Below are 13,503 nucleotides of genomic sequence, written 5' to 3' on the forward strand. Positions count from 1 at the left end.
ATTAAAATGAGATGTTTAGACCTACCAGGAACGTCTTCTGATTGTTGGGATAATTCCCGCGATCGATCCCGAATGCCGAACTTTCGCCCATCAGTTCAGGATCCAGTCCCGTGTATTTGGTGATGGTAAAAAGATTGGAGGCCTGCACATAAAGCCGCAGATTGTTCGCTTTGATCTTCTGCAAAATGCCCGAAGGAACGGTGTAACCCAGGATCAGCGACCGCAGTTTGAGGAACGAACCGTTTTCAATGTAATACGAATTGGGCACGCTGGATGTGCTGAAATTACCGGCAGCTTCAATCACCGGAACCGTCGTGTCCGTATTTTCAGGAGTCCAGGCATTCAGGAGCACATTGCTTTTTCCGCCCCTGAAACCGGAGTAAAAATGGGTATAGTAACGTACCAGGTTGAAAACCTCATTTCCCTGCGATCCGTAGAATATGGACGAGAAATCAAACCCTTTGTAATTGAACCCGAGGTTTAGCCCATAAGTAAAATCGGGATTAGGGTTTCCGGTGAATGTGCGGTCTGCAGCTGTAATTGCACCATCGCCGTCAATATCCTGGTATCTGAAACGTCCGGGAGCGGCTGCGGTCTGGGTCGGTGAGGAAGTTACCTCGGCTTCGTTTTTAAACAACCCCATTACCTGGTATCCAAAGAAAGAGCTCACCGGATGTCCGATCTGGTTACGCACGAGGTTACCATTACGCGAATCAGCCGTATCGAAATAGCCCGGGTCGGGCGTGCTTACCACCTCGTTTTGATAGGTAGTAATGTTCGCGCCGATCGTGAAAAGGAAGTCATCGCTGATCTTGCCGCGGTAGGTTCCTGAAAGATCGAAACCGGTATTCTGAATGTCCCCGATGTTGACCGTCGGAGCCGCTGCGGCACCGGCAGTTGCAGCCAGTGGCAATGGAAAAAGCAATCCGTTGATCGATTTTTTATAGTATTCCAAAGAGAATTCAAGCCGGTTGTTCAGGATCGATGCATCAAGACCAAAGTTGGAGACGATGTTTTTCTCCCAGCTGGTATTTCTGTTTCCGTTCCTGGTTTGATAGAAGCCGGGTTTTGCGCTGGTGTTTGAACCGGTAATGTCATAATAGGAAGTCCCGATGCCCGAGCCGAACAATGTGAATGCATTGGCCGGATCGACGTTGTTCTGAGAGCCGAGCACACCGTAGCTGCCTTTGATCTTCAAGTCGTTGAGCCAGTTGATATCCTTCATAAAGGCTTCGTCGGATAACCGCCAGCCCAGCGAGAAGGACGGGAAAACGCCATATCTTTTTTCAGAACCAAACCGGGACGAACCGTCGCGGCGGATTGTTGCGCCGAGCAGGTATTTGTCGCTGAATGCATAGTCAACCCGGGCGAACATGGAGTAAAGCGTGTTTTCCGAAGCAGAACTGGAATTGTTGAGATTGGATGTCCCGTTTCCAAGAACCAGGTAGTCGAAATCCGTTGAAAAGTAATCGCTTCTGCTTCCATTCAAAGTCCTGGAATAATTCAGGATCGCTTCCGAGCCGAGTAACACTTTTACATAATGTTTACCAAAACGGTTGTTGTAATTCAGCGTATTGGTCCAGATCGTGTTGGTGGAATATCCGGACGCTTCCGACAAACTGTTCAAACTCGTATTTCCCTCGCGGTCGTTGTAACGGTTGTAGTCAAAAGTAATGTTGTAGCGGTTGTTGATGCTGCCGCCAATGCTGGTACGAACGGTAAAATTTTTCAAAAAATCCACCTCCGCGTATGCATTGCCGACAATGTTCCAGGTGTTTCCCCGGTTGTTTGCGGTACGTTTCTGGATCGCCACCGGGTTGGACGCATTACCCAGGTCGGGGCCTGCGAACATCCCCCCAAAGTTGCCGCCAATGTCATAAACAGGCAGAAGCGTCATTTGACGGTATACATGCGAAATGGAGTTATTTTCGGCCTGGTTAGCGAAACCGGGGTTTTTCGTGCTGTACAGGTAGAGATTTTCCCCAACCCGGATGTTTTTACCGATCTTAAAATTGGTATTCACCCGCGCCGACACCCTTTTATGAAAAGTCTCGATCAACGTTCCCTGCTGGTTCAAATAACCCAAAGCAACGAGGTAACCGGCTTTGTCCGTCGCGCCGCTGATCGATAAATTATGTTCCTGAATGGGCGCACTTTTGAAAATCTCGTGAAACCAGTCGGTACCTTCTTTGTTCACCTTCTGGATCAGGTAATTATTGGCGGGGTTGGATGGGTCCAGCAAATATTTGGAAGGACTTACCACGGCATCACCCTCTTTTCCGGTGCCCGAAACGCCGGGACCGCTGTATAAATAATCGGGAAGACCGTCTTTGAACAATACGGAGGAAGGAAATGCGATCTTGGAAAGTCTGGCAAAATCGGTCGGATTGAGCATGTCAAACACATTGCCTTTCAACGGTACCTGCTGGCCAAAGTAGGTGTCATAACTAATCTTCGGAGCGCCTGTTTTCCCTTTTTTGGTAGTCACAATAATTACCCCGTTGGATCCGCGAACCCCGTAAATGGCCGCGGCACCCGCATCTTTCAAAACCTGAATGGATTCAATATCCGTGGAGCTGATCTCATTCAAGTTTGCCTCCACGCCATCCACCATCACCAGAGGCTGCGTGTTGCCAAACGAGCTGATACCGCGGATGTTGATCGTACTGGCCCCGCCCGGTACCCCCGAGCTGATTACGTTCACGCCCGAGGCTTGTCCCTGCAATGCACGCACCGCCGAGCCGCCCGGAATGGATTTCAATGCCTTCATATCCACCACCGCCACCGAGCCGGTAATGTCTTTTTTACGTTCGGACGAGTAACCCGTCACCACCACTTCGCTCAGCGACTGAATGTCGGCAACGAGCGCGATGTCCACCACGGATTGCGACGTAATGGCAATTTCCTGACTTACAAAACCAATGAAGGAAAACACCAGGCTCACCGGTCCGTCGGGAATGGAAATGCTGTAACCGCCATTCGCATCCGTCACCGTTCCGTTTGTGGTACCTTTCACCAATACGTTCACGCCGGGCAAACCTTCACGCTTTTCGGCATCGGTAATCCGGCCGGTAATGGTCTTGTCGGCGAAATTCATCTTTTGCAGAAGCTGATCGCCTTTCAGCGCCGACATGCTACCCGCATAATTCCCCTGGCCAAAATCGTTTCTGATGAGGTGTACTTCCTCAGGCACCAGGGACTTCTGCTCTTTCTTTTCGCTGTTTTTTGCTTTGGTAATCACATAACCCCCATTGTTGGTCTTTTTGTACTTTAAGCCCAGCGGTTTGAGCAGGTCGGTCAGGCTCTGTTCCACATTCGGGTCCAGTTTTACGGCGTCTGCCGATACGCGGTAACCTTCCACCAGATGGTCGAAATAAAGAATGTCGACATGGTAATGGGTCTTGAATTCCTGCAATACATCTTTCAGCGTTTTAACCGAAGGCTGCGAAACCACTGATCGGGGCTGCAGCTGGGCGCTGGCGATCAATTGGGTAAAGCCGGGCCGAATACTTCCGCACAGCAGCACCGTCAATACAAATAATCGTATTGTTGTTTTCATAAAGGGATTAGGTTAAAGGTTTAGGAATAATCGGTACGCGTACTAATAGGATAAGGTAATGCTCTTTCCGTCCCCGGATTTGGTATAGTTCAACCCGGAATCCTCTGTCAGGATCTCCAATAGTTCTTCTGCATTTAATGCTGTAAATGAGCCGGATATGGTTAGCCCAGCCAGCGTGGAATCGGGAATATCGACCTTCACTCCAAAGTTGTCCTCAAACAAATGGCATACCTCTTTGAGGCTTGTTTTATTAAAAACAAAGCGGTGGGCTTTCCAGGCGGAGAACTTTTCGGGGTGATCTGTCTTACGCAGGCTCGCATATCCTTTCTCATCCATGGTTACCAGGTCACCCGGCTTCATGGTCAGCTGTTTCCTGTCCTGGCCCTGCTGGTAGCGCAGCTGCACTTTTCCTTTGTTCAAAATCACTTTCGTACCCCTCGGTCTGCTATATACGTCGAACTCCGTGCCCAGTACTTCCACTTCCAGGCTATTGATGGTTTTCACAATAAACCGCTGATGGTCCCGGGTGTGACGGATATCGAAATTCGCCTCTCCGCTCAGAAGTACCTCCCTCGTTTTTGTACCAAAACCAAAACGCGGGATCTTCAAAACCGAGTTGGAATTCAATACGACCTTACTTCCATCAGGCAGGCTGAACCGCCGGATTTCGCCGAAGCTGGTCCGGTGGATGTGGTATTCCAGGTTTTCCTTAAAAAACCAGCCGCCTGCCGCGATCACGAAAACAACCGATGCGGCGATCAGCCAGTTGAACCTGCTGAAAAAAGGGACCCGTTTCGTTTCTTCCAAGGCCACCTCAGCTGCCGTTTCAATCCCGTTTCCCTGATTGTTGATCCGCGTCCAATGCCTGCTCAATCCTTTTTCTACATCGGAAAAATACTGCGCATTGTTTTGCTCCCATTCCTGTAACCAGATGAAAAACTGTTCCCGGTTGGCGGAGTCTGTCGCCCAGTCTTCAATCATTTGCTTTTGAAAAGCCGTAGCCCTCCCTGCGAAATAATTGAATATAAGCTCCTTATTGATTTCTGTGTTCATTTTTCAAATGTTAAATGAAGATCTGGCCTGTTGGCAATCCCGCTGCATACTCACCTCAAAAAAGCGATGAATAACAAAAACCACTTTTTCTGTATGATCTTCCTGACCTGATGCAACGCCTGGTACATTTGTGCTTCAACCGTACGGAGCGATAAATTGAGTTCGGTCGCTATTTCCTGGTACTTTTTACCTTCAAAACGGTGCATGACATAAATGCGCCTGCGTTTCAATGGCAAACTGTTCACCGCATTTTCCACATCGTTGCACAGGTCCTCGTACTGTGTGATCTGGTCGGGCTGCTGGTCGGGCTGGATTGCGACAAGTTCTGCAAACTGCATGGAGGTATTTCGTTTCAGCTCACTACGGACATAATCGAAAGCCCTATGCCGCACGGAAGTGAAAAGGTATGACCGGTAGGAGCTATGAATTTCCAGATAGGTTTGTTCCAGGTGGAATTTGTAAAAAATATCCGAAACGATGTCTTCGGCAATTTCCTTGGAAGACACATAACGCACCGCGTGACTGCACAATGGGCGGTAGTAGTACCTGAAAAGCAGTTAAATGCCCCGGTTCACATCGGATTCAAAACCTTTTCTAATCAAAATCTCCGAATCCGCGTGTTTTCCCTGCTCGGTAAATGCGCTATCGTCCGGATTTGTCAAAGAAGGTCCCCCTCCTCTCTCACCGCGATAAAGATTACTTGCTTGCTCCATGCTGAGTATTTCAAGATAAAGGTGACCGGCATTGATCTGGTACTCTGAAAGGGAGACGTCCGGGCGTAGAAAAACACCTATGGTCTGAAAAAAATATTTTAGTCTTTTTGAAAAATCGCCTACAATATTTGGTTAATGGCATTTAATACCTACCTATAATATCGAATCAGGGCACTTTTTACTATCGCACCCTGATCCTAAAAAACTTTAATCCCAATTAACCTGCGAAGCTTTTTTTCACCTCCGGCAGCCAGTGGTCCAGCAAGTCGCGGCAGTTGATGACTTTTTCGGCCAGGTCGTTGCACACATAGAAATAATGGTTGGATGCTTCAAACCCGAGCCGGCTGTCGCCACCTTGGAGCATAGCCATGCGTTTGGCCAGGACGATTTCCGCACGCAGGATCTTTTCGATTTCGGTTACCAGATCGGCTGCTTGTTTCCTGTCTTTTGCGGCTGCCAGCTTGTCCCTGGCCACGACAAACCGCGCCTGATTTGCGACGCTGCTGTAATGGACTTCCACAGTTTCCGCTACGCCGCATTCATCGTCCAGCGCTTTCCGAACCGGCGACGATAGTTTCAACCCGGACGTCTCGCTGCGTAGTCTGGCGAGCGCGTCATGAAAACCGCCGGCCACTTTTTGCATTTGAGAAATAAAAATATCCACGGGGTAATTCGCGCGCCAGCTGTTCACATCGTCATACGCCAAACCGACCATACTTGCATGATATCCGGTAGGTTTTGACCAAAGCAAGTTCGATGGCCCAGCCTGTAAAGGTGCCGAGTATACCACGCCGACATGGTACGGAAACTCACTGAATGCCTTACTGAAATGCTGCCACGCTTTCGTTACTGCCGCACCCGCAGCACCATACCTGCGTTTTGCGACTTTCTGCATGGCTTCCAGGCCGGTGATGGTTTTGCTGCTGCCCATTTCAGCAACGATTTCTAGATTTGGGGAAGGATAACCGCCCAGCGTCCAGCCCAGCATAAGTCCGTCTACCTGCACATTTCGCAGGTTTTCGGCATGTCGCGTTACGTTTTCCATAGCCGGGATGTAGGGTACGGCCGCAATTTCCCAGGTACATCCCGCCTGGATTTTCGCGATGGTTTTCAAGCCATTTTTACGGGCGATCTCCCAATGCCGCAATGCGCGTGGCCCCGGCCCTACGGATGAAATGGAATACTCCCCGACCTTATTTTTCACGCCGCCACGGTTTATTTCTAGGTCCCATTCGCTGACACTCATCAGCGAGGCAGTTTTGGGCAACGCAGGAATAATGTCTTCCGCCCAGCCATCCCGCCAGCCCCAGTCCCAGACAATCAGTCCAGGACCTTTTTGTTGTTTGTGACCTGATAACCCCTGATTTATACCTTTGAGATAAAGCTGATTTAATTCAGAAATGACTTCGGACGGGCCTCGTTTGGAGCAACGCGGACATTCGGCGCCTTTGCCATGTGACCAGCAATTGGTATGGTTTTCGGAGGCAGTAATGGAAAAGAAACCGGCCAGGTCGGGTACCCGGGATGTGATCATCGCCATGGAATCGACCAGGTATTTCTGAACGTCGGGGTGGCTTGTGCAAAGCGCGGCCTGCTCCCCGATCTGAACGCCTTTAAGTTCCGGGTGTTTCTCAAAAAAAGCCAGCGGCATGAAGCGCGGCTCATTGAGGTACAAATAAATGCCGATCCCATGCTTTTTGGACTTCGCAACGAGTTTTCCAAGATTTTCGAGCCGTTGTTCCCAACGGTCGCTCAATGCCGGTTCCCACGGGAATGGCGTGAGTTTGGAAAGTACAATGTGCATCCACGTACCGTCCATGCCCGAGGCCGCCATTTGCGCAAGGTAACCCTCGGGGTACGGATCCACTTCGGGCTGTAACAATGGGTCACCGAAAAGGGCGAAATACGCATATCCAAATCGGGGCGAGAAACCTGAAGAAGTTTGTTTTACGCTCCTTTCCGGGGTTTTTGACAAATCCTTAACAAACTGAAAAAGCGGCTGACCATGCTGCGGCAATCCGTCCCGAAATTCTTCATGGATCACATCGGAAAACCATTTTTCCTGCTTTTTGAGTGATTCAGAAGAAGCGCGGAATCTGATCGGTTCGCATTCGGGTTTGACACTCCCGAGTTTGATATAGAAAAAATCATCTTCCTGTAATGTAAACGTCAGTTTCTCATCTGTCCAGCCGAGCAGTTCCAGCATCTGCTCGCGGGGCAGCAGGTGCCAGTTTCGCCGGATCACGGTGAGGTAACTCCGCTGCTCCTGGTCGGACGTAACCGGTTTTGGCGCCGGAAGTCCCAGCGTTGCCGCCAGTTTGAGAATAGCATCAGGCTTCGCCCCGGTAACCGCCGCAAGCCGCTCCGTCGAAACGAGCCCCCAGTTTCTCCACAAGAAGGCGTGAAGTTTGTCTGGGAAATGCGGCAATGCAACGGCCGATTTTTTAATGGAATGGGTACCAGCCAGTGTAATGGACGGAGGTACAGCCAGCAAGCCGGCCGTGGCCAGCGTTGCTGACCTCAAAAAGTCTTTTCGCGAAACTCTCATCGGATCTCAGGGATTTACAGTTTTGAGTTTCCCCAATAGTTCAAATAAGGATTCGGTGATTTTAGCAGAAGCATCCACTTCCAGGTAGCTCGATTTGGCACGCCAGGTTTCATACCCGCCCAATTTGTGATGCTCGGGTGTAGGCAGGTAGCCGTTATATCCGTTTGCCAGTGAAATGCTGAATGTCGGTTTGAACGGACTTCTCTTTTTAATGTCCAGACCTATTTCCACAAAAACCTCACATGGGATAGCAGTAATGGCCAAATCACCAATCCGGAAGGCTTGCAGGATCAATTTCACCTGATCCGGATAATCTTTCATAGCCATCGTTTCTTTGGCATAGATCTCTTCCATGCTGGTCATAACGGGCTTTTTCGCTTTGGCAATAATATCCTTGGCCCGCGTTACCTCATCGGCTGCCGGTTTACGCACACCCAGTGTGATCTCCTTTTGAACGCTCGAAAGCGATACCCAGTCCTGGTATTTTATATTTTGATATACCTTAAATGCCTCCGCTGCGACAACATTTGCCACTGCTCTCATTTTTTCGTAAGGCTTTGCAGGTGCTGTTAGTTTTCCTCCAAAATTGACATTGTTGATATTCCCGCTGGTACCATTGGACATAATGGCCACAAATGCAGGATCCTGGCCTTCCGCAGAAAGCATTTGTTTCATACGCTCGGCGAACATGCCGTAATAGTCCGCTGAAACTTCACCGGCACCAACTCCGCCTACATAATGCAGGGAATAATTAGCCAGCAGGGCAATGGGCTGGCCAGCAGGCGTTTGTATGGAGAGAATAGGCAGCTCCGGATCGGTCGGGCCGGAAGGTTCCAGGAGGTTCGGGTTACCGATTCCCGGGTTCATTTTTACCTGATCTTCTTTTCCGAACGGGTTGATGATCGGTGTGCCCGGTTTCATTTTCCAGCGCCGGTTGAAAACCTGGGAAGGCTCATTTCCCACACCCCAGCCAATGCGCGCGGGAGCCAGATTGTGGTTCGCGCGAATGACTGCATCGGCAATCCGCTCGCTCAGGAATTTGACGTACTCCGAATCCGGCTCACTTTGAAAAACACCGCAGGCAGTACCGGCGGAGTGCGTGTGCGTGGCAGACATCAGCATGTTCGCGGCAGGGATTTTGGTGATCTCGCTGGCGCGGCGTTTGGCTACGTCGAGGATCTCGCGGGAAACCATGCAAAGGTCCGAAACCACAATGGCGAGCCGGGTATCGCCGTCGTCGAGCACAATGCTGCGCGCCATGGTTTCATCGTGGATACTTTTAATGGTAACATCCTGCATGTTGCCATTGTTGGAAGTGCCGATCTTTGGCGAAATGATGCTCGTGGCTGCGCCCGCACGAAAAGCTTTTCCGGAAGGTGCCTGCTGGCCGTGCAGCACTGCCCCGCAAAGGAGGAGAGCCCCACTCAAATACATTTTTTTCATCTTGTTTATTAGGTTTAGGAATAAGCCGCCCGTTTAATGGCGACAGATTAGGATATTCACCAAAGACACAAGTAACTCCTTTCTCACTTGTTACAAGGAAATCTATATGACTTTAATAGTCACGGAAACACCTAAAAGGAAAATTGCGGTACTTAAATAACGTGGCGGGTGTGGTTATTGGCTTGTCCGGAAAGCTGCCATTTCCCTTGAAATAGCTTCGTCTGTTACTCCGGCGTCCTGCAAAAATTTCAATGCTTTTGACCCGATAAACCTGTTTTCACTTCGAAGTAATTGGCTGACAGCACGGTAAGTGGGAAGATCTTTTACGCCAAATTTCTGGAACAAAACCAGCACGTCCCCGACCAGTTCCGCGCTTAATTTCGGAAGCTGATCTGCGAGATTGGTTTTTACGTCCGCATTCAAAAATGGCGCTTCTTTCAGTTTCTTAATGAGCAGCTTTTTCTGACTGTAATCCGCCTGATTGAGTTTTGAAAGCAATAATACCTGCACGGAATCGGATTGCAGGTCGGTGGGGCTAATGGCGTTTATCGCGCGTTCGGACAGGCTGTAATTGCGGTTATCTATGAATCTGAGTAACTGTCCGAGGATCTGAGGAGTCGGTTTTACATGTCCGTTGATGTGGTTCAATGCCCAAAGTTTATCATATGCATCGCCGCTTTCCAGGATCTTCATGATCAGTTCCGGCGATAACGATTTGATTGTAAGCTCAGTAACCCGCTCCTGGGTGGGGCCGTAAATAAAATGCCACATTTTATAAGTCGTGTAGGCGGCGCCTTTCACAATGTAATCCAGCACACTTTTGGCTGTGGCCGAGGTAACCCCGTCGATGCCTTTCACGGTAAAGTAGGGTCTTGGCACAAGTTCTTCGTACGACATATTGCCGAGTGGCGACTGCTCGTCTGCCAGCAATGCGTTCAATCGCTGATATTCGTCGGTTGTGAACGGTTCGTGGTCGGTTTTGCTTAAATATTCTTTTTGAGGGAGTTCAAAACCCAGATAGCGGCCGGTAATGTTCCAGTAAATGGCCACATCGAGCAACCTGCATTTGTCATCAAAACAAACGCTCGTTTTTAACCTGCGGTGATAGGATAATGGGAATCCTTCTTTTGACCTGGTTTGGAAGAGTGTATCGTCCAGAAGCTCATCCTTGAAATCGAACGTGAAGGCTTGGACGTGGTCGGCCGGAAGTGATAATGTCGGGGATAAAAAATACCTGCCTGGCTGATCGGACCGGAAGCCCGATGCAGCCAATGCAAGTAACGTGAGTAAAAATAATATGCGGCATTTATTCATGAAACATCCATTCAGACAATGCCCGGCACGATCCCGCCGTGCTCGGTGATGAGTTGTCTCAAATCTTTTAAAGGAACTTCGAGAGGTGTTTTGTCAAGCTTGCAGGCTAATGCCGCAGCTGCGCCTGCGGCTTGTCCCATACCCATGCAGGAAGCCTGCACGCGCAGGGCGGAATTGGCGAGCCTGTCGCTGCTCAGACAACGGCCTGCTACCATGAAATTCTTACTGTTTTTCGGGATCAGCGCGCGGAGCGGCACACTCGGCACCACGCCTTCTTTCAAATGATCGGGCACTACCCCGTTTTCGTCATGGACATCGATGGGGTAATAGGAATACGAAACGGCGTCATCGAAGAGTTTTCCGGTGACGTAATCTTCGTGCGTGATCTTGTACAAACCGTCGATCCGGTAGGTTTCCCGTATGCCGGTTTCATTCTGCATGTCCACGATCTTCGTTTTTTCAAGTCCCGGCAATGTTCTCAGAAAACGCAGCGTGTTCAAAAGCGCCGTCCTTCCCTGAACGTTAGCCAGGGAATGGGTTTCGGAAGTGGTAGAATCCGCACCCAGAATGTGCTGAATGTTATCGCCCTCGCTTTTGAGCAAACCCACGATGTTGTTCCGAAAATCACTTTTTACAAGCTGCCCGCTGGCAATGGCCTGCTGATACTTAGCCTGTATCATTTTCAGATCCAACGACTTAAAATCATATCCGCCAAGCTGAAATTGGAGTGTACCCGGCTGCGTTTCAGCTTCCCGCAAAAGTTTGTAACCTGCCAGGTGCGCGGCATATCCATTGCCGGTGCAGTCGATGAGCTGCTTGCAGGTAATTTCCGTGTTTGTGCCTTTTCCGACCGTCTCCACCGTCCAGGTATTGCTTTGGAACGCGACCCGGGTGGGTGTTTCATAAAAACGCAGGTTTACACCGGCTTCCCGACATTTCTCTTCGATCAGCATGGCGTAAAGTTGCCCATTCAGCCTAACCTGGTGGCGCGGATGGTGTTTGCCGTGAGGAATGGAAAAATCGGGCAGGGTATCGTCATTCAATGCGACGGCTTCCTGCACCAGTTCCCAGCCGATGCCGCCGATCACCTGTTTTCCCCAGGCGAAAAATATCCCCGGAAATGCGACGCCGCCCGTGGTAGTGGTACCGCCAAGCTGGCTTCCGTTTTCGATCAAGATCACTTTACGCCCGGCGCGGCCTGCCTGGATGGCTGCAATAACCCCGGCCGTTCCCCCTCCTACCACGACGATATCGGTTTTCAGGGATTGTTTTTTGACTTTATAAGGTTCTCTTACGATTTCAACCGGATCCACTTCTTTTGAACCAATACCAAATGAAATGGCGCCGATGGATGCTAACGCTGATCTTCTCTTCATAATCCTGTCAAATTTATAATGATCAATAGCCTGGATTCTGGTCTTTGGCGGGATCCAATGCTTTGTTAAAATTGATTTCTGAATTGGGTATCGGCCACAGCAAATGCTTGTCTGCCACGGTAATGCCTTTTACTTTTTGAATGACCTCTTTCACTTTTCCAGTACGTTTCAAATCCAGCCAGCGTTTGCCCAGATATTGAAATTCGTAGGCTCTTTCACGCAAAACGAGATCCTGGAATGTGGTTACATTGTAATTGCTGGCGACGTAATCGCCTGCCGCTGCGGTTGTGGGCGCCAGCCCGTATGCGCGGCGGCGAACCTGGTTCACTGCTTCCATGGCTGCTGCCGTAGGTCCGTTACCAGCCATTCCTGCCGCCTCTGCGTAGATCAGCAACGCATCGGCATAGCTGTAAACCGGATCGTCATTTCCCGCACCATTTTGTGCGATCGCTGCCTTGTCGATAAACTTGGAGCTCAGCAAAGTATTGGCACCCAAGCCGATATTGACCTTGTTCCATAAGCTTTTACGAATGTCTTTTTCATCCCAGGTCTGATAAAACGGTTCGGTTGACTGGCCATACACCACGTACGCCCCACCGAAATTAAACAGTCCGGTACTCGGGTGATTGGTAATCCAGAGCATGTAATTTCCCTGACCTACCTGACGGGTATATTTGAAGAAAAATATCTCTTCGGAGGTACTAACCAGTTCAGGACCAAAGACGTTGGTCTGATAATCGGCTGCCGATTTGATGGGAACCAAAGAGAACTTCCCGGATTTGATCACTTCGTCAGCCTTATCGCGTGCTTCCCCGAACCGTTTGAGGTTCAGATACACGTCGGCCAGCATGATCTTGGCCGACCATTTGGATGGTCTTCCATTCATCGCCGCTTTTTCGGGCAGGTTTTGCTCCGCTTCCGCGAGATCGGCCAGGATCAGCTCATATACCTGCTCGGGAGTACTTTTTGCAAGATTCTCTTCCGACATGTTATTTTCTGTCCGCAGCGGTACGCCGGCCCAGTTTCTCACCAGCTGGAAATAGTTGAGAGCCCGCAGGAATTTGGCTTCGGCCACATATTTTTTGACATCGGCTTCACTGATGGTCTTTCCTTTTGGCGCATTTAAAATGATCAGGTTCGCATTACGGATGCTCAGGTAAAATGCATTCCAAAGATCCGCCACGCGGCTGATGTTCGCATCATTAAAACCCTGGTATTCATGCAGCGGGGCCCAGCTTCCGCGGCCGTACGCATAGTCGGCCTGACATTCCAGCGTGGTTTCGTACACGGTATAATTGTTGCTCCGGAGCGGAATGTAAATGCCGTTTGTCGCCGCTTCCACCTCGGCAGCTGTGTTGAAGAATGTTTCGACAACAATAGATTTTGGGCTTTCTTCCAGGACTTCCTCGCAAGAGGTGAGTGCGGCGAGAAGGATCGCTGGGAGTATATATTTTGAGATTTTCATGAGAATGCTTTTATCAGTGGACACAAAACTGG

Annotated in this window: 9 protein-coding genes; all 9 read right to left on the reverse strand. The window is 49.8% G+C overall.

What is annotated here, in order from left to right; genetic code table 11:
• Position 1: 1 nt before the first annotated feature.
• A complete protein-coding gene (locus LZG72_RS13710; protein WP_233873054.1) occupies positions 2-3,559 on the reverse strand; it encodes a SusC/RagA family TonB-linked outer membrane protein in 3,558 nt (1,185 codons plus the stop codon).
• A gap of 42 nt (positions 3,560-3,601) precedes the next feature.
• Entirely contained in the window at positions 3,602-4,612 is a 1,011-nt protein-coding gene (locus LZG72_RS13715; RefSeq protein WP_233873057.1) for a FecR family protein, read from the reverse strand.
• 50 nt (positions 4,613-4,662) lie between these two features.
• Positions 4,663-5,169, reverse strand: coding sequence for an RNA polymerase sigma-70 factor (locus LZG72_RS13720; RefSeq protein ID WP_255701026.1), 507 nt, complete (start codon positions 5,167-5,169; stop codon positions 4,663-4,665).
• Complete coding sequence (locus LZG72_RS13725) at positions 5,170-5,325, reverse strand: hypothetical protein (protein ID WP_233873063.1); 156 nt, start codon at positions 5,323-5,325, stop codon at positions 5,170-5,172.
• A gap of 217 nt (positions 5,326-5,542) precedes the next feature.
• On the reverse strand, positions 5,543-7,873 hold the full coding sequence (locus LZG72_RS13730; RefSeq protein WP_233873066.1) for a hypothetical protein: 2,331 nt from the start codon (positions 7,871-7,873) through the stop codon (positions 5,543-5,545).
• 6 nt (positions 7,874-7,879) lie between these two features.
• Positions 7,880-9,316 carry a neutral/alkaline non-lysosomal ceramidase N-terminal domain-containing protein gene (locus LZG72_RS13735; RefSeq protein ID WP_233873069.1) on the reverse strand — a complete coding sequence of 479 codons (1,437 nt, stop codon included), beginning with the start codon at positions 9,314-9,316 and terminating at the stop codon, positions 7,880-7,882.
• A 174-nt stretch (positions 9,317-9,490) separates the two neighbouring features.
• Positions 9,491-10,630, reverse strand: coding sequence for a hypothetical protein (locus LZG72_RS13740; RefSeq protein WP_233873072.1), 1,140 nt, complete (start codon positions 10,628-10,630; stop codon positions 9,491-9,493).
• 11 nt (positions 10,631-10,641) lie between these two features.
• A complete protein-coding gene (locus LZG72_RS13745; RefSeq protein ID WP_233873075.1) occupies positions 10,642-12,006 on the reverse strand; it encodes an FAD-dependent oxidoreductase in 1,365 nt (454 codons plus the stop codon).
• 22 nt (positions 12,007-12,028) lie between these two features.
• Positions 12,029-13,471 (reverse strand): RagB/SusD family nutrient uptake outer membrane protein, encoded by a 1,443-nt coding sequence (locus LZG72_RS13750; RefSeq protein WP_233873078.1) that lies wholly within the window; start codon positions 13,469-13,471, stop codon positions 12,029-12,031.
• Between the last annotated feature and the right edge of the window lie 32 nt (positions 13,472-13,503).

The sequence above is a fragment of the Dyadobacter sp. CY323 genome (genome assembly GCF_021390245.1).
In the GTDB taxonomy this organism is placed as follows: Bacteria; Bacteroidota; Bacteroidia; order Cytophagales; family Spirosomataceae; genus Dyadobacter.